The following is a 23,473-nucleotide window of genomic DNA, read 5'->3' as shown; positions in this document are numbered from 1 at the left end:
TCAGCGCCGCCACAACTGCAGCATCAGGTAAGGCCCCGCGATCAGCGCCGCCAGCAAACCGGCGGGCATCTGGTAAGGGTAGAGCACATTGCGCCCCAGCCAGTCTGCCGCGACCATCACCAAGGCCCCCAGCAGAATGGCGCCCATCAGTTGTGCTCGTGCCCGTACCAGCCCGAGCATACGGGTCAAGTGCGGAGCCAGCAGGCCAATGAAGCTCAAGGGGCCAATGACCACCGTGGCGCAGGCTGTCATCAACGCACTCAAGCCCAGTAATGCCAGGCGGCTACCACGAAGGCTGACACCGAAGCCTCGGGTTGCGGCCTCACCCAGTGGCAGAATGTCCAGCCAGCGATGAAGCATCAGGCACAGCCCGCCGAACAGCATCAACATCCCCCCAAGCAGCCACGCCGTCTGCTCATTGGCGCGGTAGGTGGAGCCTGCCATCCAGTTGAGCATGTGTTGTGCGCGTGAGTCGCCGTTGGCCAGGAGTATTTGCAGCAAGGCATCGAACAACGCGCCGACGGCGATGCCCACCAGCAACAGTTGGGTTGGCGAGAAGTTGTCACGTCGGCTCAAGGCCAGCAACGCGGCGAAGGTGAGCACGGCGCCTGCGGTACTGGCTCCGACCAGCGTACCGTTGCTGGCAGCGGGCAGTGCGATCAAGGCGAGCAACATGCCCATGGCTGCCCCTGAACTGATGCCGAGCAGTTCCGGGCTTGCCAGTGGGTTACCGGTGAGGCGTTGGATCAGGCAACCCGCCAGCGCCAGCAAGGCTCCGCAGCCCAGTGCGGCGAACACCCGTGGCGTGCGCCATTCCAGCAACGCCTGAAGCATCGGGCCGTGGCTCCAGGTCCAGCCTTGCGGGCCATCGCCCACGGCCAGCGCTACCATCACCGTGGCGACCAGCAACAGCGCCAGGCCCGACAACAGTATGCGGTTTGAATACCGGGGGCGGCTGCTGTGGGCGCTTGAGTGCGGCGCATCGCCGCGCAAGCGCAAGCCTTGTATCAGCCAGATCAACAGTGGGGCACCCACCAGCGCCGTCGCTGCGCCGGTGGGCAGGAAGCCGCTGTCAAAGCCTTCCAGGCTTTGCACCAACAGATCGGTGAGCCATAGCAGCAGCGCACCGAGCACCGGTGACCACAACAGTCGATCCTTCAGCCGGCGCGCACCGAGCATGCTGCACAGGCTGGGGGCTGTAAGGCCAATAAAACCGATCATGCCGACGCTGGCCACCACGCAGCCGCTTAGCCACAGGGCCAACACCAAGGCAATCACACGGCTGCCATTGAGTGAAAGGCCCAGTGCGCGGGCGCCGGAATCTTCCAGGCCAAGCAGGGTCAGCGGACGAATCAGCAGCAGCACACCCAGGGCCGGCAGCAGCCGTGGCAGCAAAAACGCTACTTGCTGCCAGTCCTGTTGCACGAGTGAGCCGGCCCCCCAGATGAACAGCGGCCCCAGTTCCTGGCCGTGGATGATCATCAACCCGGCATTGACCGCACCGAAGTACAACGACACAAGAATGCCGCCCAAGATCAGTGCCAACGGGCTGAAGGCTCTGCGCCAGGCCAGGGCGAACACCAGCAGCAGCGCCACCGCGCCGCCGGCCAGCGCAAGCCATTCGCGGCCATGGACGAGCAGCCCGGGTGCCCACAGGGTGGCCATGCTCAACGCCAGTTGCGCGCCTGAAGCAATGCCAAGGGTGGCAGGCTCGGCCAGTGGGTTGCGTAACGCTTGCTGCAGTATGCAGCCGGTCAGCGCCAGGGTTGCGCCACACAACCAGGCCATGGCCATTCGCGGCAGCCAACTGTAATGCACCAGCAGTTGGTCGAGTTGTTCTGTCTGGGGGGCGCTGACGGCTTGCCACCACAGGCCAGGGGGCAGGTGCGTGGCAAGGTTGCCGGTTGCCAGGGCAAGTGCTGCGAGTAGCATCAGGGTCAGTAGCGGTGCGGGGTGGCGATTGATGTAACGCAGGATCATGGCTGGGCGCTCGGGGCAAAACGCTGCTTTAGCAGCAGGGCGAGGCGCTCGGCACTGCTGACGCCGCCGTAGGGCCATACGGCAGGAAGGCTGTCGACGCGCTGCTCACGCACGGCGCTCAGGGCTTTCCAGATGGGGTTGCGATTCAGCGCAGCGGCGTCCGGCAACGGCTCGAACAGGACCAGGCGTGCATCGGACGGGGTGGCAAGTGCCGCCAAGGTAATGGTCGCAAACCCCCAGGAACTGGTGGGGCCGTGCCAGGCGTTACGTAAACCGAGCTCATCGAGCACCGCCTGGTAAAGGCCTTGCCCACCGTTGACGCGCAAGTGCCGCTCATCAAGAAAGGTGACCAGGTACAAGGGTTCCAGGGCTTGCCCGGCGAGCGCGGCCCGGGCTTCGGCGAAGTGATTGTCGACTCGCTTGAGCAGGGCATCCGCCTGCGCTTGGTGATCGAGCATGCGCCCAAGCAGCGTTGTGATCTGCCGCGAGCGTTGCAACGGCTGGCCACTGTCATCGAACGTGGCCAGGAGCATGGTCGGCGCCACCGCGTTCAACAGCGGCAGGATCGAGGCGTACTCGGGTGTTGCCAGGATCAGGTCCGGGCGCAACTGGCTCATGGCTTCCAGATTAGGCTCGCGACGAGCCCCCACATCGGCCACGCTGGTCGGTAACGCCGGGGTCGATACCCAGCGGCGATAACCGTCTGGTTCGCCGACCCCTACGGGAGTGACGCCGATGGCCAGCAGTTGCTCCACAAGCCCCCAGTCGAGCACGATGACCCGGCGTGGTGGTTGCTTGAAGGTGACGGGACCAAAATCATCGTTCCAGGTCACAGGCTGTGCGAAGGCGGCAGGTAGCAACACAGAGAGCACAATCGTTAGAGCGGCACGCAGCGCGATGGCAGGCAACAGGATGCTCTCCGGGTCAGTAGACGAAGCTGATGGGTGAGCCGCCTTGAGGGTGGGGCAGCACGCCCATGGCGATGCCGTAGATGTTCTCCAGGGTGTCGCTGCGCATGAGTTCGGCAGGGCTGCCTTCGGCCATCAGGCGCCCCTGATGCAGGGCGAGCAGATGGTCGCAATAGCGTGCAGCCATGTTGACGTCGTGGAGCACCACCAGCACGCCAAGCCCTAACTGAACGCTCAGGTTCTTGACCAGCGCGAGCACTTCTACCTGATGGGCGATATCCAGGGCCGAGGTGGGTTCATCCAGGAGCAGGTAGCGGCTGTTTTGCGCAAGCAGCATCGCCAGCCAGACACGTTGACGTTCGCCGCCGGACAAATGGTCGACCATGCGCTCGGCAAAGACGAGCGTGTGGGTGAGCTCCAGGGCGCGTTGTACCTGCTCGCGATCCTCTTTGCCAAAACGCCCCAGGGCGCCGTGCCACGGGTAGCGGCCAAGGCTGACGAGCTCACGCACGGTGAGGTTGTCGGCAGGTGGCAGTTGCTGCGGCAGGTAAGCGACCTGTCGCGCGAATTCACGGTTCTGCCAGCCTGACAGGGGTTTGTCGTCCAGCGTGATCTGCCCTTCGGTTGGCAGTTGCTGACGGGCCAGCAGCTTGATCAATGTCGACTTCCCCGAGCCGTTATGCCCGATCAGGCCGACCATGCGGCCGTGGGGGATTCTCAGGTTCAGCGGGTGCAGCAGGGTTCGTCCGGGAACACTGAAGCTGACCGATTGCAGTTCAAACATCGTGTTTTCGCAATAGCCCCGGCAGTCAGGGCGCGTGAAGTAGGGCTGCTGAAAGTAACACTAATGGTAATGGTTATCAATTATTTGTCTTTTCATCGAGCACCTGCTCGTGAGGAGTCGCCGCGACCACAGCCCTGACGCAGGGCGCAGAAAGAGGCGGAACTGGCCGCTGGATAATCGTCAGCTATGCTCTTGTACGAACGATTTCCTACCCCTGGCTACAAGGACGTGCACATGAACGCAGAACAGGACAGTCGGGTCATAACGGGTATTATCCGTGCCTATGGCGGCTCATCCTACAAGATGACCAGAACCTATACCCCGGCAGTAACAAGCGCTGGCCTCTATATCCTCTATTTCGTCACGTCGACCGCGGACGGCGCGTGCTTCCCGGTCTATTGCGGCTATACATCCCGCACGCTGGAGACTCGCCTCAAGGAGCACAGTCAGCCCGGTGGCCAGATCAGCAAAATGAGGACGCCTGGCGGGATAGTGACCACCACCGGGGTTCCGATCGCCACGACCGACGGCGAGGTTTATGTCGGGTTTATTGGATGCACCGGCATGCTGGCGAAACTGATAGAAAGCAGCGTTCTGTTCAACTATGACTTTGTGCTCAATGCTTCTGAAAATGGTCAGCGAAGGGCGCTCGATGTTACTGAGGTTCAAGAGTCCAGTTGGGCCGCGCTTGACGACACCCATACCGCCAGGGAGCAAATACACGCGTGGAATGACGCAGTAGAAAGCACCGTCAACGAAGCGATAGACGATGCCAGGCAACTGAGCTTGTATCTGGAGCAGTTTCGAGGGTTTGTCTAGCATTGGCGCCACAAACACCTCGCTATGGCACAGCGGTGGGTACTGGTCGGGCTGCGCATGAGCAGCCTGCAGCCGGTGACGGGCTCGCACAGATCGAAGAGGGGCACCGGCTGTGCCTCTCTCGTCGCTACGAGGATGCCGAGGTCTGTTTCAGGGCTGTTGCGAAACAGCAGCCAGACTGGCCTATGGCTCATAACAACCTGGGCTGGGCCTTGCAGGCGCAAGGCAAGAATGAAGAAGCTTTGGCCAGCTACAAGACGGCTTTGCAACGTGACCCCGGATTTGAACTGGCGCGTGCGAACCTTGCCTACCTGCTTGCCCATTTGTATGTCCACATTGGCAAGTTCGACGAAGCAAGGGCAATGTGGCGGGTGCTGGTCGAGCGCTACCCGCATGACCCGGAAATACTGGACAACCTGATCAGCACGGCATTGAAGGCCAACGATCTCGTCGATGCGGGCTACTGGGCGACCCGGTATGCCGCAGTCACCCGGGCCAGTGTTTATCACCCGATGCCAGCCCATCCGCCCTTGGTAACGATACCCGAGCCAAGGTTATCGACGGGCAAGCTGCAGCATGACCTCGAACAGTACCGGTATTTACGCAGTCACGGCCTGCTGGGCGAGGTCTTCGATGGCATCATCGACTGCTATGGCCAGGCGGTTCAGTGTTTTAACGAAAACGACGCTGTGTTGAGGCAGCGCGTGGCTGACGCTGTGCACATGAAGAGCACTTACGGGCGCATCGTTCATCATTATCCGGCGGCGAGGCTGCCTGAAAACGCGTTGTCGCGCACCGGGGTAAACCTGGACGCTGAGAAGGCCTATCTGGCAAGCACGCTGGGTATCGTGGTAATCGATGATTTCCTGACGCCGAAAGCACTCTCGGAGTTGCAGACGTTCTGCCTGGAATCCACCGTCTGGCATGCCAACAGGTATGCCTATGACCGCCTGGGCGCGTTCTTCAGGGACGGCTTCAATTGCCCGTTGTTGTTGCAGATTGCCGAAGAGATCCAGCAGGCATTCCCGAATGTGATTGGTCGCCGGCATCCGCTGTTGCAGATGTGGGGGTTCAAGTACCGGCATGACCAACCTGCAACGCACCCTCATGCGGATTTTGCAGCCGTGAACGTGAACTTCTGGATTACGCCAGATGAGGCGAATCTGGACCAGGCGTCTGGTGGGCTGCTGATCTATGACGTGGAAGCACCAATGGATTGGGATTTCGAGGCCTACAACCGACAAGGGGACAGGATCTCTGCCTTTTTGAGAGACGCAGGTGCGAAGCCTGTTGTCATACCGTATCGCTGCAACCGGGCAATCATCTTCAACTCGGACCTGTTTCATGCGACGGCGCCGATCAGATTCCGACCGGGTTACGCTGACAAAAGAGTCAACATAACCTTGCTCTATGGCGAGCGGGAACGCTCAGGCACAGAATGACCGCGCAGGCTCCCGATCAGCCCACTCGGGTGTTTGCCAGACAGCCGCCCGATTATCTGCAACGGCTGCCTGGTGGCTGTGTACTAGCTGGGTTGGGTAACGATATGTACCTCTAGTGTCCCGTGGTTATCCTTCAGCCCAGCGCCATAGATCCCATTGACGTCATCATTGATACACAGGTGCATCTGCCCGGACTGCCCGACCGGTGCCTGGCCCAGGGTGCCTACCAGGAAAGGCGCATTGTCGCCAATCCTGGCGACCAACGCACCTTCCGGTGCACCGGGCAGGGTATACCCGGGTTTGGCGATGAATGCGCGGTTGCCAGCGGGGCCCACCATGCCGGTTGCGGGGTTGGCGGTCCATGAGCCCTGTGCGCTGATTTGTGTGTCCTGGCGACCTGTGACATGCAACCCGGTGGCTTGCCAGGGCTGGTTGGATTGCACCGTGACTGTGATGGGGTAAAGCACATTCACCGCATCGGCTGCGGTGTTCGCATCGAACCCGGCGCCGGTCAGGGCGCTTAACATCACTGCTGCCGGCGTGTCTGGAAAAACCTCGGCGGCAAGGATGACGTTGCCAATGTCGAGGGCCGACAGTGCGGGGTAGCTCTCATGCAGGATCATGGCCAGTTCTGCGGGGCTCAGTGGCGCGAATACCTGGGTCAGGGCGCGTGCCACGGCTTCACTGCTGGCGATGATCGCCTCATGGGGCACTACCAACGCAACCGAACCGTCGCCCGCCGATGCTTGCGACAGCAGGGCATTCACCGCCTGAAGCGGGCTCATGCCCTGCTGCTTCAAGGGGGCCAAGAGGCTGACTATGTGTTGTACGTCCATCATCATGGTGACGCTCCTTTGTAGTGATAATGCAGGTCGTGCGTTTGTACAGGGCGGTCGAATGCCACCCGACCTTGGGGCGATCAGCACACTTTGCGTGACCGCATGCTCTTTGCCTCAGTGATAAGCACTCACTAGCGCGACGGACATCTCCAGTGGCGACAGGGCTGGGAAGGCCGCCTTCAATCCGCTTGACGTGTCATCGGCCAGATACCCGGCTTGCGCCATGGCGCTTGCCATCTCCTTGGCGGTCAGGACAGGGTACGCCTTGATCAGGGCCTGAGCGCAATCTGTGCCAGGGGCTCCCTGATGGCGCATATCCCGCGCGATTTGAACCGGGTCCGGATAGGCCTGGGTCAACGCCGCCGCCAACGCAGCCGGCGGTGTGTCTGGCCAGGCGCGGAGCAGTCCTTTGCTGGTGTCGGCGGCTGCATAACCGGCTTGGGCCATGGCGCTGGCCAAGGTGTCCAGGCTCAGGTTCGGGAACGCGTCTAGCAGCAATTGGCCGCATCGCCCCCCCTCGACTGCTTCGGCGATAAGGGCCTTGGCCATGTCGGCGGCGCTCGAAAACGCTGTGATCGTGACGTTCACCGCGTTCGAAGGTGCCCCGGCAATGACATTCAACTGACCCGCAACGGGTACCGCCTGCACGGCCAATTGGTAGACGAGCGACGTTCCAGGGGCCCCCTTGAGCGTCAGTAACGCAATCAGATTGTCGCCCTGTGTACTCGCGTTCAGCAGGCTGACCTGGAGGGCGCTGTCTGCGTCGGTGATCAGCGCTTGATAGCCGGAGGCACCGGGGACTGGCTGCCAACGAAGGGTCGCGGTGACGCCTGAGCTTGTTGCCTGCAGGTTCACCGGCGTGCCGAGGCGAGTCAGTACCAGAGCCTCGCTCGGCAGGCTGGGCACCGTGGCAGAGTTGCCGTGGGCGACAAGGGTGAAGCTGAAGTCGCCAGCCGGCGCGACCGTATCGAACAACACATTGCAGCGAGTGGGCGGCGCCTGCCCCGGCGTCGTCGGCTGGAGCGTTTGATCCGGCGTCCAGGTGCTGCCTGCATGGGTACTGGAAAGCACGTACGACAGGGCATTCTGCACAGCCGTCCAGCTCAAGGTTACGCCAGTGTTCGGAGGCTTGAGGCTGTCGTCGGGATGAGCGGCCAGGTCCGCGGGTGTCGGCAGGCGCTGAAACGGCGCCTCAACCCAGGCGCTGGCGGATGACGCATTGGTGCCCTGTACCTGGGCCTTGTACGTGCCGGTAGGCCAACTGGAGGCGAACTCGAAAGTGGTCTGGCGTGCCTCGATGGCCAGCCCGGGCTGGTCGAGCAGAACTTTTGCGGCACTGTCGAGCAGTTGCGCATGGTAGCCACTGTTACCCTGGCCTCCGCCCCACGTCAGTGTCACCACCGTGTTGTTGATATTGACGGCGGGATGGGTAGGAGCACTCTGAGTGCCAGTGCCAGTGCCAGTGCCAGTGCCAGTGCCAGTGCCAGTGCCAGTACCGTTCAGGATCGCCACGACAGCCGTTACCGTACCGGCTACGGCGGCGGCAGCACCCGCCGCACCGGCGGCAGCGGCTTCGGCAGCCGCCAGTGCCGCCGCTGCGGTGCTCGCTACTGCGTCGGCGGCCGCACCTTCGATCAGTTGTTGGCACGCCAGTGTGGCAGCGTAGGAGGCGGCCGCCTTGCCGGCTGTCAGGGCGATAAGCGTGGCAATGGCTTCGCTGTTTTTGAGTAGCCCCTGCACGAACGACTCTGCCGCTTGTTCAAGCGCTTTATCGATGTAAGCGCCTAGTTCAGAGAGCTTGGCAGTGTTGGGCAGGGGGATCGAAACGATGCCGGGAAAGGGGATCGCCACAGCAGTGAGGGCGGTGTCGGCGATCGAAAGGGTGTAATTGCCGTCAAGCTGCAAGCTTACGCCGTTACTCTGCGTACTGAACGACACGCTGATGGTGAAGTTGGACTTGAGCAGCGTATTGAAAGCGAAATCTGCCAGTTGGCCGCAGCCAGGCTTGCCTTCACTTGACAGCTTCTGCAGGGTCTTGATGAAGTCGATGGCCTTGGTCAGGTATTCAAAGTTTGGCCAGTGGGTAATCTGGAACCCGCCATCCTTGCTGTAGCGCACCCCCAATGACGTGTTCTTGGGCAGGAAGGGGGCGTAATCGGAGAGGGCGGTGAGCGTTCCATCGATCTGCAGGTTGCCGCTTTGGTTCTTGCTTGCTGCCACGGTGATATCGACGCCAAATGACGCTTGCATGAACCACAGACTGCCGGCGAACCCCATGGACGCGTTATCGCCGACCGTGGAAATGTACAGCGTCGGCCCGCCTGTGGCGCTGGTCGCCTTCGGTGCAGCGATGGTCAGAATATAGATGTCGATGGGTTTGGTCAGGGCAATGGACGCAGTAATGCCATCCTTGGCAATCTGAATGTTACCGATCACTTCGAGGGTGCTGACGAGCGTCAGGTCAAAAACAGCCTGAATATTGAAACCGGGCAGGTACGGAATGCTGCTGGCCGGTGGTGCGACGGGCACCACGCCTGTCCCTCCCGACGCCGGGCAGGCGAACGTATTCAGGCTCAGCGGCGCGGCGCCTGCGGTTGCGCAGTAATAGAGTTGGCTGCCGGCCTTGAAGGTGATGTCTATCAGCGAGGTGGGCGGCTGCTTGATACCCAGGCACTGTCTGAACAGATCGCCGATTGATAGGGTCTGGTCGACCTTGACGCTTGCCACCTGAGGCGTGCCGTTTTGCAGGTAGATCTGCCCGGTGAGTTGAGCCGATCCCACCTTCACCGAACCTTGCACCTGAAAATGCTTCTGTGCCGAGGCATCGCCATACTGGACATAGGCGCCGAACACAAGGTTTGAGAACGAGATGCCGGTCATGGCCCCCCCGAACAGCGAGGGTATCGTGGCATCAAGTTGCGCCGCCTGCAGGCAGGCCGTTACGGTTTTCTTTGCGTCATCGGAAATCAGCGCACCGGAGAAGGCATAGTCGTTGCTGAACACCGTCACGGTCAGGTTTCCGCTGATGCTCAGTCGCCTGGCCGTGGTGAACTGGTAGCCCACCTTGATGTTCTCGAAACCGAACATGCCGAACAACTTGAAGTTCGGCAGGGCCACCTCATAGACTGCCTGCTTTACGGCAGAGCCTGCAGATGTGCCGCTGGCCAATAGTGCGGACAGCGAGAGCGTGTCTCCGGCGCCTGCTGAGGTGTCATAACCGATCTGGATCAAGCTGTCGAACAACTCGATGTCCTTGAGTCGCACCGTGAGCCAGAAGCCACAGGTGCTGTCCATGGACAGGGTCGTTTCAGCCACGCTCATGGGAATCGGCGTCTGAGGGAATACATTGAGCAGCGTCGTACCGCTCGGTGGCGCGCCATCGCCAAAATGGCTGAAGGTGAAAAAGCCGGCATCCTGCACCAGGATCTTTCCTGTGGGCAGTTGCGTGTCGAACGCATCATTCAACAACGAGAAAACGTCGAGCCCGGTGCCGCCAGGAGTGGCCAGATCGGCGTAGATCAGACTGTATTGCCGCGATAAGTCCAGTTCGCAGGTGCTCTGGCTATTGAATTTTCCACCAAAAATTTCTGACCAGCCGAACTGGGCCGAGATGCGGATATCCATGGGCGAAGGGCCCTCCCGCAGACGATAGGCTTCGATGCGGCGAGGTGGTCAGGAACACCCCGTCGCACATTCGAGCGCTGCTTAGCTGAAGGTATGCTTCTCGCGGTTGTAGGTGCCTTCCGACACGACAACATTCAGGTCTTGAACCACATCACTGCCGATGGCACCGGAAATCACATCCATGGGCGGTGAAACGGCAACGAACACCTGGTTGGTACTGCCTACGGCGACCTCGAGCAGTGTCTGCGGAGCCGGTGCTTTACCTCCATCGGGCGTCGGAGCCTGCGAGATCACGCTGAACTGGAAAGGTGCGTCCTTGGTGGGGGCGGAACTCGGGATGTTGAGGGACGCGGTGTAGGTTTTGCTGTCGATGTTGAAGACAGCATTGACGATAGCGCTGATTGCCATATGAGAACTCCATTCTGCACTGACTGGCTATTGCGGGATGTGTGAAAGACAAGACTCCTGAAACACGAGCGATGGCGCGTTGAAACTGTAGTTCGAGATTATTCGACGGGCAAATTCAGTCGTAAAAAAAGCGATTTCCAGGCCTGTGGCGCGGCGCACCCGTGACCTGCCCACTGCATTCCCCCTTCGAAACGGACTTCAACGTAAACGACTTGCCTTGAACTGATAAAAATCAAGTCGTCCGCGCCCGAAGCGCTCAACCTTGAGTGGTCGTTCTAGCATTGAAATGGCCCCGCGCCGAGGTGCCTCATGTCCCAGACCCAGCGTTTGCTCTTGATTGCCCCATCATCAATGACCCGTACGCCTGCGTTTGAACGCGCAACGGCCTTGGCTCAGGCGATGCAACTACCTTTGCATATCGTGGCATTCGATTACCTCGAAGCCTTGGCGGTGGCCGGTTTTTTTGCCCCCGAGCAAATCCGGCAAGCCCGTGACGGCTACCTGGAGAGCCATCGGCAATGGCTTGAGGAGCAAGCCGCGCAGGCGAGAAAGCACCGGATCGAGGTGACCAGTGAGGTGGTCTGGGTTCAAGACCCCTATGAGGAAATCCTGCACTTCGTCAATGAGATGCCCTTGGCGCTGATCATCAAGGATGCCCAGGAGGAGTCGGTGTTGAAACGGATCTTCTTTACGCCACTGGATTGGCGGTTGTTGCGCGATTGTCCGGCGCCCGTGCATCTGGTCACCAATGCCCTCCACCCAAGGCCGCGCAACGTGCTGGCGATCGTCGATGTATTACGCAGTGAAGCGCAGGGCCTGGTTTTCAACGACCAGATCATCGCCGCAGCCGTGAAGCTGGCCGAACAATGCAACGCACAGCTCGACCTGGTCCATGTGTATGACTGGGCCGCGGTGTATGCCATGGATATGGGGGGCGGTGCATTGCCGCTGGCCACCGGTATCTGCGAAGCGTTGTCAGAGGCCCAGCACGAAGCCTTTTCGGCCCTGATCGAACGCAATGGCGTTCCAGCGGATCGCTGCCACTTTATCGAGGGCACACCCTTGCCGAGTATCTGTGCGTTTGCAGTTGATCATCAGACTGACGTGATCGTCATGGGAACGGTGCAGCACAGCGGTTTGAACAAACGCTTGGGCAGCACTGCCGAGTACCTGCTGCACCAGGCGCCGTGCAGTGTTCTGGCGATAAAGCCAAGTGAGTGCCCATGAGTTCAGATCAAACGGCTGCGGCCCCGCGTCCAGCGATCGTCTCGCGCGGCCTGACCAAATGGTTCGGGGAGGGCGACGCACGGATGAAAGCGGTCGACCAGGTCTCGCTGGTTGCTCAGTTTGGCGAAATGGTATTCATCGTCGGCCCATCCGGGAGCGGCAAGACCACGCTCCTGAGCATGATCTCGGGCATCCTGAGGCCTGACGCCGGAACCGTGCATATCAATGGATGTGATATCTGGGCCTTGAACAATGATCAATTGGCAGCGTTACGCCTCAATAGCATTGGGTTCGTGTTTCAGGACTACCATCTTTTTGCGCGCTTGACCGCTGCCGAGAACGTCGCGATTCCCTTGATCCTCAAGCATTGTGACTGGGACGCGGCCATCGCGCAGGCGAAGCAGAGCCTTGAAGTGGTAGGCCTGAAGGACCGTGGTGATGTGCTGCCGCTCAAGTTGTCCGGCGGCGAACAACAGCGTGTGGCGATTGCCCGTGCGATCATCGGCAGCCCGCAGATACTGATTCTCGATGAGCCCACTGCCTCTCTTGATGGCGACACGGGCAAGATGATCATTGCCTTTGTAAAGTCTAAGATCCTCAACAAGCAGCGTTGCATCCTGATCGTCACTCACGATGTGCGGATCAACGAGTACGCCGACCGAATCATCCACATGGAGGACGGCCGTATCAGCGAACCTGACTGGACTTCATCATGAAGAACCGGGTGCTGTTTGTGCTGGCGATCATCGGCGTACTGGCCGGGCTGGTTGCTGCGTATCTGTTCGGGCGTACGCCCCATGCCTTGCCGCCAGCCTTCGCCCCGGCGAGTAGCCCCTATGAAACCGCCATTTATGCCAATGGCATCATCGAAAGCGAGCAGCCCGGTGGCTCCAACATCGTGATTTATCCGCAGGTTTCCGGGCCGGTCACTCACGTCTTGGTGCACGAGGGGCAGGTGGTCACCCGCGGCATGCCTTTGGTGAGCATCGATGATGCAGTGCCCAGGGCAAACGTTGAATTGGCCCAGGCCAACCTGCGAACCGCCCAGGATCAGTACCTCAAGCGCGTGGCCTCATACCAGATTGACCCCAAGTCCATCAGCAAAGACACGCTGGACACTGCAAAAAATAACGCCGCTCAAGCACAGGCTGCGCTCAAGGCCACGCAGGCCTCGCTGGCGCAATACGCGATCATGGCGCCGGTGGATGGCGTGGTCCTGGCTATCAATACCACGGTGGGCAGTTATGTATCGCCTCAGGGCGCTTATGATCCGTACACCCAGCAATTCAGTCCGCTGCTGGTGATGGGGGCTGAACAGACGCACCTGGCGGTACGCTGCTATGTGGACGAGATCCTGATTACCCGCTTGCCCGCGCCTGAACATATCCAGGCACAGATGCTGATTCATGGCTCGGACATCAAGGTGCCGCTGGAATTTGTCCGTGTACAGCCGTACGTGTCGCCGAAAATCCAGTTGTCCAATCAGCGGCAGGAGAAAGTCGACCTCAGGGTGTTGCCGGTGCTTTTCCGGTTCGAGAAAAAAGACCTCCCGATGGTGTATCCGGGGCAGTTGGTGGATGTCTTCATAGGACGCAAATGATGGACCTGTGCAGCGTCTATCGACCTTTGTGGCCACAGGCACGGGCGCTGTCCATGCTCGTGCTGATGTTGATGAGTGCCTGCACGGTAGGCCCTGATTTTTCACGCCCGGCAGCGCCGCCGCAGACCGCCTATGTGCGTAATCCGGTAGCGGCCACCCTCCCTGCGCAGGGCCAGACGCAACATTTTTCGCCGGGTGCTGACGTTGCGTTCGACTGGTGGCGACTGTTCAAGTCTGACGCTCTGAACTCGGTGGTCCGCCAGGCAATCGCCAACAACCAGACCCTGCAGGCTGCCGAGGCCAGCCTGCGGCAAAGCCAGAATACACTCATGGCCGGTCATGGCGTTTTCTATCCGCAGCTTGATGCGCGTGCTGGTGCGACCCGTGAGCGTAGTTCTCCGGTACAGCCAGGGCTGAACAGTGCAGGGTCGACGTTCAATGTTGTCACCCTGAGTGGAACGATCAGCTATACGCTCGATATCTTTGGGGGCGCGCGCCGCACCGTGGAGGGGCTGCAGGCAGAAGTCGACCACCAAACCTGGTTGACCCGCGCGGCCTACCTCGCCCTGACCGCCAATGTCGTCAATACAGCCATTGCACGGGCGGGCTATGCCGCACAACTGCGCACAACGGAGCAGTTGATCGGGCTGCAAAAGCAACAGTTACAGACCATTGAGGTGCAGGTACGTAGCGGTACGGCGCCTTATTCGGACAGCCTCAGCCTACGCAGCCTGATTGCCACGAACGAGGCTTTGCTGCCGGCACTTGAGCAGAAAATCAGCCAGTCCGAACACCTGTTGGCCACCCTCGAAGGCGTCGCGCCGACGGAGGTGCGCGTCCCCGAGATCGAACTGACAGCGCTTTCACTGCCCACCGATTTGCCGGTCAGCCTGCCTTCGCAACTGGTGAGGCAGCGACCGGATATCTTGTCCGCTGAAGCGCAGCTACACCGCGCCAGTGCCAACATCGGCGTAGCAACGGCGGCGATGTTTCCCAGTTTCAGCCTGACCGGGACCTATGGGACGGCAGGCTCAAGCCTGGGCTCACTGTTTGCGGGTGCCGGGAGGTTCTGGAGCATCGGCCCCTCGATCGACATCCCGTTGTTTCAGGGGGGGAGCCTGTGGTTTGGTCGTCAAGCCGCGATTGATGCTTATCAGCAAGCGGCGGCGAATTACCGACAGACCGTGCTTGAGTCTTTCGCCCAGGTGGCCGATGCCCTCAAGGCGTTGGAGTTCGATGCGAAGGTCCTTCTGAAGCAGGCGCAGGCGCAGGCCAGTGCTGAGGAGGCGTTGCGCTTGCTGCAAGCCAACTACCGATCCGGCCTGGTGACTTATCTGGACCTGCTGGTGGCCGACGTCCAGCTTCAGCAGATCAATATTGCCTATCTGCAAGCACTGGCTCAGCGGCACCAGGACACCGTCGGGCTGTTCGCTGCGCTTGGGGGCGGCTGGTGGAATGCACCCCCAAGCGCCGATAGCAGGCAAATGCCATGAAGTACTCAGGCATCCTGAAAATCGGCTTCAAACTGCTGGTGAACGACAAGGCCAAGTTTTCGGCGTTGCTGGTCGGGATTACGTTCTCGGTGTTCCTGATGATGCAGATGACTGCAATGTTCGCCGGCATTCTGAACCGCGCCTACTCGACGGTGACCAATATCGGTGCAGCGATGTGGATCATGGACCCGGCCGTGAATACGCCGACCAGTGTCATTCCGCTGCCGGATTACCTGCTCGATGCTGTACGCAGCATGGAGCAGGTGCGCTATGCAGTGCCTGTATTCATTGGCGGGGCGCAAGTCAGGTTAGCCAGTGGCACCTATCAAGCGGTCAGTGTGGTAGGCCTGGACGACACCAGCCTGTTCGGTCGCCCAGAGCTTGAACAGGGGGCTATCGAAGACATCTACGCAGACAACGCATTTATAGTCGTTCGCGATACTGAATATTCGAAACTGGAGAGTCCCGGGATCGGCACCGCCTTCGAGCTCAATGACCACCGCGGCACCATCGTCGGCATCGCCAAGGTGCTGACCAGCGGATTGACCGGCGTACCGACGCTCTACACCACCTACCGACGCGCCATCGAATACATCCCGACCACCCGCTTTACGGTGTCGTACATTCTGCTGGAGCCCAGGAACGAGGCCGCACAAGCCGCCATCAAACTGCAGGTTGCCCAGTTGGGTTATCTCGCCTTGACCAGGGAAGAGTTCAATCAGCGCATCACCGAGTACTACATCTATCAGACCGGGGTTGGCACCAACATACTGACGATGACCATCATCAGTTTCCTGGTCGGGCTATCCATCTCGGGGCAAACGTTTTACACCTTCATCCTGGAAAACCTGGACAAGTTTGCAGCCCTCAAGGCTATTGGCGCCAAAGGCCGCGAGCTGATCTACATGATCCTCTTCATGGCGACCTTCACAGCCCTCACGGGGTACGGTCTAGGTGTCGGCCTGGTCACGTTGATGATCGTCACGGTACGCACCTATCTGCCCAATTATGCCGCGATCATCACATTCTGGAACCTGGGGCTGGCCTTCGGCCTGGTGCTGCTGATTGCCGCAGCCTCCAGTTATGTCGGGATACGCAAGGTGCTCAGAATCGAGCCGTTCGACATTTTCAGGGGGTGAATTTGAACCGACATTCAGGCGATGTCTGATGTATATCAATGACAGGTTGGCGGGATCGGCAATGCTGATCTGATGACGTCCATCGAGTCGATTGCGCTATGAAGCTGACCGTGGCACCTCTTCAAGAGCCGGCACCCGCTTTGCCTTCTTCGGCCACGGCCGGGCAGGTGGTCGGAAATGATCAGATCGCCGCCGTCTTTGAAGATATTGCCAATCTGTTGGAAATCGAGGATGCCAATCCCTTCCGTATTCGGGCCTACCGCAATGCAGCAAGGACCTTGAGGGCCTTGACCTTCGAGGTGGCAGAGCTGATCGCACGGGGGGAGCCGCTTCCTAAACTCAGAGGTATCGGCGTTGATCTTGCGGGCAAAATCAATGAAATCGTTACCACCGGCGACTGTGCGCTACGCCAACGGCTCTGTACCGCATTGCCTGCGGGCTTGGTCGAACTGCTTTCCATCGCCGGCTTGGGGCCCAGACGAATCAAACACCTCTATCACGACCTGGGTATCGAAACCGTTCAGCAACTGTGTCACGCCGCCAAAGAGGGGCTCATTCGTCATGTGCCCGGCTTCGGTGAAAAGATGGAGGCCCGGCTGCTGCAGGCGGCACAGAAGGGGATCGGCAGGGACCACAGGCTGCCGCTGGCCGTTGTGGCTCCCGTGGCCAGTCGCCTTGCCGATTACCTGAAACAGCTCCCGGGTGTTGAGGTTGCCACGGTTGCCGGCAGCGTTCGACGCATGCGCGATACGGTCGGGGACATCGATATTCTGGTTGCCGCTGCGCGGTCGGTGGACGTCACCGCACATTTGCTCAAGCATCAGGACGTTTCCACTGTGCTGGTGCGCGGGCGCACGCGTGCCAGCGTGGTGCTGGGCACCGGTATGCAAGTGGATCTGCGTGTGGTCGAACCAACTGCCTATGGCGCAGCCCTGGTGTATTTCACTGGCAGCAAGGCGCATAACATTGCGATTCGCCAGCTGGCCCAAAAGCAAGGTCTCAAACTCAGTGAGTACGGCGTATTCAGCGCAAGAAAATGCGTGGCCAGCGCCACTGAGCGCGCTGTCTATCAGGCGCTGGGGCTGGAATGGATGACACCTGAACTGCGTGAGGATCGCGGCGAGATTGCGGCGGCACAAGCGGGCACCTTGCCCAAGCTGATTGAGTTGGGCGACCTTAAAGGCGATTTGCATGCCCACACCGATGCTTCGGACGGAAGTCACAGCCTGGAAGTGATGGCGTTGGCCGCACAACAGGCCGGGTTGGAGTACCTGGCGATCACCGAGCATTCGAGATCCCTCAGGGTCGCCCATGGCCTGGATGTCGACAGGTTGCTCAAGCAGATCGATCAGATTGATGCGCTAAATGCCCGTCTGAAGGGCATTACCCTGCTCAAGGGCATCGAGGTGGACATTCTCGAAGACGGCAGCCTGGACCTGCCGGATGACATCTTGGGCCGGCTGGACGTGGTGGTTGGCGCAGTACACAGTCATTTTCTCCTGACACTGCGCCAGCAGACCCAACGCTTGTTACGGGCCATGGATCATCGCTATTTCACGATGCTGGCGCACCCGTCATGCCGACTCATCAACCAGCGCGACCCGCTGAACCTGGATTTGCCCGCAATCATCAAGGCTGCTCGCCAGCGCGGTTGCTGCCTTGAGCTCAATGCACAGCCCCAACGCATGGACCTGCTGGACCTGCAGTGCCGGTACGCCAAGGATGAAGGTGTGCTCATCAGCATCAACTCGGATGCCCACCGCAGCGCCGACTTTGCCTATTTGCAGTATGGGGTCGCACAGGCACGCCGTGCCTGGCTGGAAAAACATGACGTGCTCAACACCCGCTCGCTGAAGGCGCTCAAGGGATTCCTGAACTCAAGTTCTGCCTGAGCTTAACTTGCTGTTGATGGGGTGATTGAAACGGTCCATTCCTTTTCGGCACCAATGGCACGCACATGAAAATACATCAGCAGTCGGTTACCGATGCCCTGGCCAGCCTCCACACCACGGCCCAGGGGTTGTCTTCTGGCGAGGCACAGCGGCGCTTGCAGCAGTTCGGGCCAAACCACGTGGCACCGGCCAAGCGCCGAAACCGCTTGTGGGCATTGCTCGCAGAGTTCACGCAACTGTTCTCCGTTGTGCTCTGGATTGCCGCACTGCTGGCCTTTGCCGTTGAATGGCAGGTACCCGGTGAGGGCATGGGGCGCCTTGGCGTGGCTATCGTTGCCGTCATCCTGATTAGCGGGGTGTTCTCATACTGGCAGGAGTACCGCATCGAAAAGGCTTTAAGCGCCTTGGTCAAGTTGTTGCCACAGCAGGTGCAGGTACAACGTGATGGAACCGTTCAAGCGATCATGATTGATGATCTGGTGCCCGGGGACCTGATGCTGTTAGCGGAAGGCGACAGTGTCCCTGCGGATGGTCGGCTGATCGAAGCCTCTGGCATGCGGGTCAACAACGCCACGATCACCGGCGAAGCCACTGCCGAACTGCGCGATGCATCTGCCTGCGACAGTGAAGACCGGCTGCATGCCCGCAACATCGTGCTGGCCGGTACATCCATCACGTCCGGTAAAGGCACTGCCGTCGTATTTGCCACGGGGCTCCACACCGAGTTCGGGCGAATTGCACACCTGACTCAAGTCAGCGGTGATCAGATGTCGCCGTTGCGTCTTCAGATCATCCGCCTGAGCCGAAGCATCCTGGCACTTTCATTGGGCATCAGCGTGCTGTTTTTCTTTCTGGGCAACCTGTTTGGCGTTCCGTTCTGGGAAGACTTGATCTTCGCCATCGGCCTGATTGTGGCGATGGTACCTGAAGGGCTCTTGCCGACGCTGACGTTGGCGCTGGTGCTGGCTACTCAGCGCATGGCTCGCCAGCAGGTACTGATTCGACACTTGCCTTGTGTGGAGGCGTTGGGCTCTGTGACGGTGATCTGTACCGACAAGACCGGGACACTGACGCAAAACCGCATGACCGTACAAACCCTATGGCTGGACGGCAGTGAGTACCCGGACGTCGAGCAAGGCCTGCCACCGACATTGTGCGAGGCGAACCTGCCGTTTTTCTGGGTTGCCGGGCTTTGCCATAACGTGCGCCTTGTCGGGCAGGGTGAAACCGCGACGTACTGTGGCGACCCGATGGAGCAAGCGCTGATGCACATGGCCGCGCCACAGATCGCCCCGTGGAATGGGGCACAGCGTATCGACGAGCTGCCTTTCGACGCCGTTCGCATGTGTATGTCGGTGATTTATGACCTCCCCGAAGGGCGGGTGTTGCTGTGCAAAGGGGCATTGGAAAAATTGCTGCCGCTGTGCGAGTCGACCTGGAATTTGCAGCGCCAAGAACCGCTTTCACGCGAGCTGAGGGCTAACATTCTCAACGCGCAAGAACGCATGGCCGATCGAGGGTTGCGTGTCCTGGCGCTGGCCTGGCGATGGTTGCCACCTGGGCAGGAACCGTGTGAGCGAGGCTTGATACTGGCAGGGCTCGCAGGCCTGCAGGACCCACCGAGGCCAGAGGTGCCTGCGGCAATCATGGCCTGTCGGCAGGCCGGCATCAAAACCATCATGGTCACGGGTGATCATCCTAACACCGCTGTTGCCATTGCCCGGCAGATTGGCCTGGTGACCATTGCGTCGCCGCTGGTGCTCAGTGGCGAGCAGATCACGAACCTGTCGCATACCCAGCTACTGCTGGCGCTCGATGCACCGCAAATCATCTGTGCACGTATTTCGGCGGATCAGAAGCTGCGTATTGTCACGGCGCTTGAAGGCAAGGGCGAGATCGTTGCCGTCACGGGGGATGGGGTTAACGATGCGCCGGCGCTCAAGCATGCGCATGTCGGTATCGCCATGGGCGTATCGGGAACCGATGTCGCCAGGGAAGCGGCCGACATGGTTCTGCTGGACGACAACTTTGCGAGCATCGTTTCCGCCATCGCTGAAGGCCGGGCAGTCTTCGACAACATCCGCAAGTTCCTGACCTATATCCTGGCCCACAACATGGCTGAGCTGATCCCCTATCTGTGTTTCGCACTTGCCAGGGTTCCGCTGGCAATCACGCCGCTGCAGATGCTGGCCATCGACATGGGGACCGACTCATTGACCGCGCTGGGGCTTGGGGTAGAGCGGGCGGACGCGGATATCATGCGCAGGCCACCACGCCCTCCCAAGCAACGTCTGTTCAATCTGGCCTTGGCGTTACGAGGCTATCTGGTTCTCGGGCTTGTTGAAGCGCTTGGCACATTGGCAGCGTTCTTTTTTGTGCTGACGCGGGGAGGGTGGACGTGGGGGCAGGCACTGCCTTCCAGCGATGCGCTCTACTTGCAGGGAACCACGGCCAGCATGGTCGCAATCGTCGTGTTGCAGATCGTCAATGTCTTCATGTGCCGTAGCGCAAGCCGGTCTTGCCTGCAAACAGGGCTGCGGGGGAACCGCTTGATAACCTGGGGTGTCATGCTCGAGGTCTTGCTGATCCTGGTGTTCGCCTATACCCCTTGGGGCAACCAGTTGCTGGGAACCAGCCCGGTTTCCTGGCAGGTGTGGCTGTTGTTAATACCGTTCGTGCTGGCGCTGATCGGGCTTGAAGAGTTTCGCAAGTACTGGAGTCGACGCCGGATCTCGAGAAAGGCCGCACGTTACGTGTGAGCGGCCACGACCTTGGGCCAGTCCTTACCCTTGCTTGGTGGAGAAAATCGCGGGCATTTGCAGTTCCTTGTAGATGGCGAGAAACCTCAAGCCCGAGGTGAATATCAAGGCCACCCAACCGGCAATCCAGATCGACGGAAATGCACTGCGCAGCAGGACATAAAGGCTGCACCCAAACAGGATCGGCGTGGCGTAGATCTCACGTGAGATCAGCAGCGAGGGTCTTGCGGCCAGAACATCACGCGCGATACCACCTCCAATACTGGTCAACAGGCCCATCATCACCGCCAGCGGCGCAGCAAGATGCAGTCCCAGCACTTTCTCGGTAGCGACCAACCCAAAGAGGGCAGCCGCCAAGCCATCAAGGTAGAGCAACAGACGATAGCGTCGTTGCAGTCGCTTGGTGAGAAAAAAAGCCAGCAGCGCTGCGAACAAGGCAACCCAGATGTAGTTGAAATCTGCAATCCAGAATATCGGTTGATCGAGCAACAGGTCTCTAAGGGTGCCACCCCCAATTGCCGTGATGATGCCCAGGACCACGGCCCCAAACAAATCGACACCAACCTTATGGATCGCCAACACCCCGGTAATGGCAAACACGGCGGTGCCCAGCATTTCCTGAAAGTACAGCATGCTTGACTCCGCCCTCAGGTTATAAAGTGAACGACAGCTAAGTGAAGGTCCGTGCCTTTGCCGAGCTGCAATGCATCGCCGTCGGCAAGGATGTGCAATGTCTAATGGTAGCTACTGCAATTGGTTTCACAGATATCCCGATCAATCCTTCAGCTGTCGCACCATGTCAGCGATCACACCATGAACGATTCGCCTGACAAGCCTGCTCTCACCGGCATTCATTGCATGAGCGGGATACCCTCTGGCTTCCAGACCAGTTCGGCCTCTAGCCAAGGTGCTGCGAACTCTCCATAGACCGCCGTGCACAAGAGGTCGTAGTGAGGGGCAAGGTAGTAGGAGTCCGCACGCACGAAAAATGATAGATTTTTCAGGTGGGCATCAGGTTGTCGAAGAACCATTGAACAGGGCGCTCTGAAGAACCATCAACGATCACGCCCTTTGCTCTTGCAAATGCGGGAGACAGGTCGTAACCGTCGGCGCTGGCAATCCATTCAGGGGTGTATTCAAGGCTCCAGACGCCTGCGGTGTCTCTCAACGTCGCGACGTGATTCGCATTGATCACAACCTCGAGTGTTCTCATTTTCCGGGTATATCCATGTAGAGGCGTATGCCTAACTCCTGCATCACGAGCAGAACGCTGGCCAGAGAGACAGTGCCTTTTCCTGTTTCGATATCTCTCAGCAATACGTGACTCTTCCCAGCGATCAATGCCAGATCTGACTGAGTGATGCCTTGGGCCTTTCGAACCTTGCGTACCGCCTTCCCCAAGTCATCAGGGGTATGGATCTGTATGAGCGCGCTCATGGTGTGGTCAACCTGTCTGGCTGTCAGTAAAAACGAAGCTATAACTGCGATTATGTGGGCGAAACCCATGAAGTCAAGGAAAACTAAGCCATAGCTTCGTTTTTACGATTTAAGCTGGATATTCCATGAAAACGAAAGTATGGCTTCGATTTTCATTGCAGGCGTGTTGAGCCTCAGAAAACAGTGCTGTGCTGATCAAGGGTGAGCAAATCGATTTTTTGGAAAGGCACTGTTTGGTCAAGAGGGTAAAACAGCAGGGTGTTAGCCTATGCACCAGATCGCAGTGTTTTACCTGAGAGTCCTCACTGCTTATACCCCATGGTCAAGGAAGCAAAATGCTATTGTGCGATTTGAGTCTTGGAAAAGACGTATATCAATCGTTATGTGAAGAATGAATCGTCAGTTATTTATTTCTCTGGATGGGCCCAAGGGGACCGGCAAAACCACACTGTTGGAGGCCGTTACGAAAGTGCTGAGGGCGGACAACAAGAAGGTGATCCGACTTTGCGAGAAAAAAAGCGATCCCTACAGGGGGGAAACAATGGCCCTCGTTAACACGCTCGTCAGAAATCCCAGCCGGGATTTGGAGTTGGGGGTTTGTGAACGCTTTGCTGATAGCCGTACCTGGATTTCCCAGCACGTGCTGGTTAAACAGCCACCGGACAGCATCATCCTGATCGATCGCTGGTACCCGTCGGATGCCGCGTTTCGCCGGATAGTCCCGTTTGCAGAGATTCTGCAGTTGAATATTGAGCGAAACGTGCGAGTGCCAGACCTGCATGTAGGGGTTGTCACCGCCCCTGATATTTCATGGGCGAGGGCAACGGCACGATCGCGTGGGCTGAGCAGTACGCTGCTCCATACCCAGGAGGAGCAGGTCGCGAGTACCAAGGCGTTCGAGCGAGCGATTGCAGATCACGGCTGGTTTCTATGCCGCAATGAAGGAACGCTCGAAGACGCAACGATGCACGTGGTTTCCGAGATTTACAGGCTGCTTTGATGCCCCGTGGCAGACGCTAGAAAATGGCGTTTCCAGGACGCAGCGACCGCTTGGCCTGCCTCTTCTGCGTGAGCTTTTGCTCCGTCCCCTTCGTTTGAATCAAACCCTATGACCTGAGTAGC

The 23,473-nt window shown here is 59.3% G+C and carries 20 protein-coding genes; 10 read left to right on the top strand and 10 right to left on the bottom strand.

The window, feature by feature from the left end; translation table 11 throughout:
• Genes fhuB through AB7M23_RS18190 form a run of 3 tightly spaced genes read right to left on the bottom strand, consistent with a single transcriptional unit; the run spans position 1 to position 3,672 of the window.
• The gene (fhuB, locus tag AB7M23_RS18200; RefSeq protein ID WP_454241590.1) at positions 1-1,980 is read right to left on the bottom strand and encodes a Fe(3+)-hydroxamate ABC transporter permease FhuB; all 1,980 of its coding nucleotides are present in this window, start codon (positions 1,978-1,980) and stop codon (positions 1-3) included.
• Positions 1,977-2,888, bottom strand: coding sequence for an ABC transporter substrate-binding protein (locus AB7M23_RS18195; protein ID WP_158240130.1), 912 nt, complete (start codon positions 2,886-2,888; stop codon positions 1,977-1,979). The genes fhuB and AB7M23_RS18195 overlap by 4 nt, the downstream gene beginning before the upstream one ends.
• 16 nt (positions 2,889-2,904) lie before the next feature.
• On the bottom strand, positions 2,905-3,672 hold the full coding sequence (locus AB7M23_RS18190) for an ATP-binding cassette domain-containing protein (RefSeq protein WP_454241589.1): 768 nt from the start codon (positions 3,670-3,672) through the stop codon (positions 2,905-2,907).
• Between the two features lie 234 nt (positions 3,673-3,906).
• Between AB7M23_RS18190 and AB7M23_RS18185 the strand changes: the two genes are divergently transcribed.
• Entirely contained in the window at positions 3,907-4,491 is a 585-nt protein-coding gene (locus AB7M23_RS18185; protein WP_454241588.1) for a hypothetical protein, read from the top strand.
• 35 nt (positions 4,492-4,526) lie between these two features.
• Positions 4,527-5,933, top strand: coding sequence for a tetratricopeptide repeat protein (locus AB7M23_RS18180; protein ID WP_454241587.1), 1,407 nt, complete (start codon positions 4,527-4,529; stop codon positions 5,931-5,933).
• 83 nt (positions 5,934-6,016) lie between these two features.
• Here the strand turns inward: AB7M23_RS18180 and AB7M23_RS18175 are convergent, their stop codons facing one another.
• From AB7M23_RS18175 to AB7M23_RS18165, 3 genes are all read right to left on the bottom strand, one after another.
• Positions 6,017-6,775 (bottom strand): hypothetical protein, encoded by a 759-nt coding sequence (locus tag AB7M23_RS18175; protein WP_454241586.1) that lies wholly within the window; start codon positions 6,773-6,775, stop codon positions 6,017-6,019.
• 111 nt (positions 6,776-6,886) lie between these two features.
• Complete coding sequence (locus tag AB7M23_RS18170) at positions 6,887-10,396, bottom strand: hypothetical protein (RefSeq protein WP_454241585.1); 3,510 nt, start codon at positions 10,394-10,396, stop codon at positions 6,887-6,889.
• An 81-nt stretch (positions 10,397-10,477) separates the two neighbouring features.
• A complete protein-coding gene (locus AB7M23_RS18165) occupies positions 10,478-10,804 on the bottom strand; it encodes a hypothetical protein (protein ID WP_065761036.1) in 327 nt (108 codons plus the stop codon).
• Positions 10,805-11,113: 309 nt separating this feature from the next.
• Here AB7M23_RS18165 and AB7M23_RS18160 point away from each other — a divergent pair, with 309 nt between their 5' ends.
• The 7 genes from AB7M23_RS18160 to AB7M23_RS18130 all read left to right on the top strand — a co-directional run bounded on the left by AB7M23_RS18160 (position 11,114) and on the right by AB7M23_RS18130 (position 20,914).
• Positions 11,114-12,031: a universal stress protein gene (locus AB7M23_RS18160; RefSeq protein ID WP_454241584.1), complete on the top strand. Its 918-nt coding sequence runs from the start codon at positions 11,114-11,116 to the stop codon at positions 12,029-12,031.
• Positions 12,028-12,747 carry an ABC transporter ATP-binding protein gene (locus AB7M23_RS18155; protein WP_454241583.1) on the top strand — a complete coding sequence of 240 codons (720 nt, stop codon included), beginning with the start codon at positions 12,028-12,030 and terminating at the stop codon, positions 12,745-12,747. The genes AB7M23_RS18160 and AB7M23_RS18155 overlap by 4 nt, the downstream gene beginning before the upstream one ends.
• Positions 12,744-13,631: an efflux RND transporter periplasmic adaptor subunit gene (locus AB7M23_RS18150; protein ID WP_454241582.1), complete on the top strand. Its 888-nt coding sequence runs from the start codon at positions 12,744-12,746 to the stop codon at positions 13,629-13,631. The genes AB7M23_RS18155 and AB7M23_RS18150 overlap by 4 nt, the downstream gene beginning before the upstream one ends.
• On the top strand, positions 13,631-15,124 hold the full coding sequence (locus AB7M23_RS18145; protein ID WP_454241581.1) for an efflux transporter outer membrane subunit: 1,494 nt from the start codon (positions 13,631-13,633) through the stop codon (positions 15,122-15,124). The genes AB7M23_RS18150 and AB7M23_RS18145 overlap by 1 nt, the downstream gene beginning before the upstream one ends.
• Positions 15,121-16,263, top strand: a complete 1,143-nt coding sequence (locus AB7M23_RS18140; RefSeq protein ID WP_454241580.1) for an ABC transporter permease — start codon at positions 15,121-15,123, stop codon at positions 16,261-16,263. The genes AB7M23_RS18145 and AB7M23_RS18140 overlap by 4 nt, the downstream gene beginning before the upstream one ends.
• A gap of 110 nt (positions 16,264-16,373) precedes the next feature.
• Positions 16,374-18,155 carry a DNA polymerase/3'-5' exonuclease PolX gene (gene polX, locus AB7M23_RS18135; protein ID WP_454241579.1) on the top strand — a complete coding sequence of 594 codons (1,782 nt, stop codon included), beginning with the start codon at positions 16,374-16,376 and terminating at the stop codon, positions 18,153-18,155.
• 65 nt (positions 18,156-18,220) lie between these two features.
• A complete protein-coding gene (locus AB7M23_RS18130; RefSeq protein WP_454241578.1) occupies positions 18,221-20,914 on the top strand; it encodes a cation-translocating P-type ATPase in 2,694 nt (897 codons plus the stop codon).
• Between the two features lie 24 nt (positions 20,915-20,938).
• On the opposite strand, the gene AB7M23_RS18125 is transcribed toward AB7M23_RS18130, so the two are convergent.
• From AB7M23_RS18125 to AB7M23_RS18110, 4 genes are all read right to left on the bottom strand, one after another.
• Positions 20,939-21,547, bottom strand: a complete 609-nt coding sequence (locus tag AB7M23_RS18125; protein WP_102052952.1) for a trimeric intracellular cation channel family protein — start codon at positions 21,545-21,547, stop codon at positions 20,939-20,941.
• A gap of 218 nt (positions 21,548-21,765) precedes the next feature.
• The gene (locus tag AB7M23_RS18120) at positions 21,766-21,945 is read right to left on the bottom strand and encodes a HipA domain-containing protein (protein WP_454241577.1); all 180 of its coding nucleotides are present in this window, start codon (positions 21,943-21,945) and stop codon (positions 21,766-21,768) included.
• On the bottom strand, positions 21,915-22,127 hold the full coding sequence (locus AB7M23_RS18115) for a HipA N-terminal domain-containing protein (protein WP_454241576.1): 213 nt from the start codon (positions 22,125-22,127) through the stop codon (positions 21,915-21,917). Before AB7M23_RS18115 ends, AB7M23_RS18120 begins: the two co-directional genes overlap by 31 nt.
• On the bottom strand, positions 22,124-22,351 hold the full coding sequence (locus AB7M23_RS18110) for a helix-turn-helix domain-containing protein (protein WP_454241575.1): 228 nt from the start codon (positions 22,349-22,351) through the stop codon (positions 22,124-22,126). The genes AB7M23_RS18115 and AB7M23_RS18110 overlap by 4 nt, the downstream gene beginning before the upstream one ends.
• A gap of 391 nt (positions 22,352-22,742) precedes the next feature.
• On the opposite strand from AB7M23_RS18110, the gene AB7M23_RS18105 reads away from it, so the two are divergent.
• Positions 22,743-23,351 (top strand): dTMP kinase, encoded by a 609-nt coding sequence (locus AB7M23_RS18105; RefSeq protein WP_454241574.1) that lies wholly within the window; start codon positions 22,743-22,745, stop codon positions 23,349-23,351.
• Positions 23,352-23,473: the final 122 nt, after the last annotated feature.

The organism is Pseudomonas sp. HLS-6 TE3448, assembly GCF_053629555.1.
Note: the sequence above shows the minus strand (reverse complement) of the source record. Positions and strands in the feature narration are given on the sequence as shown.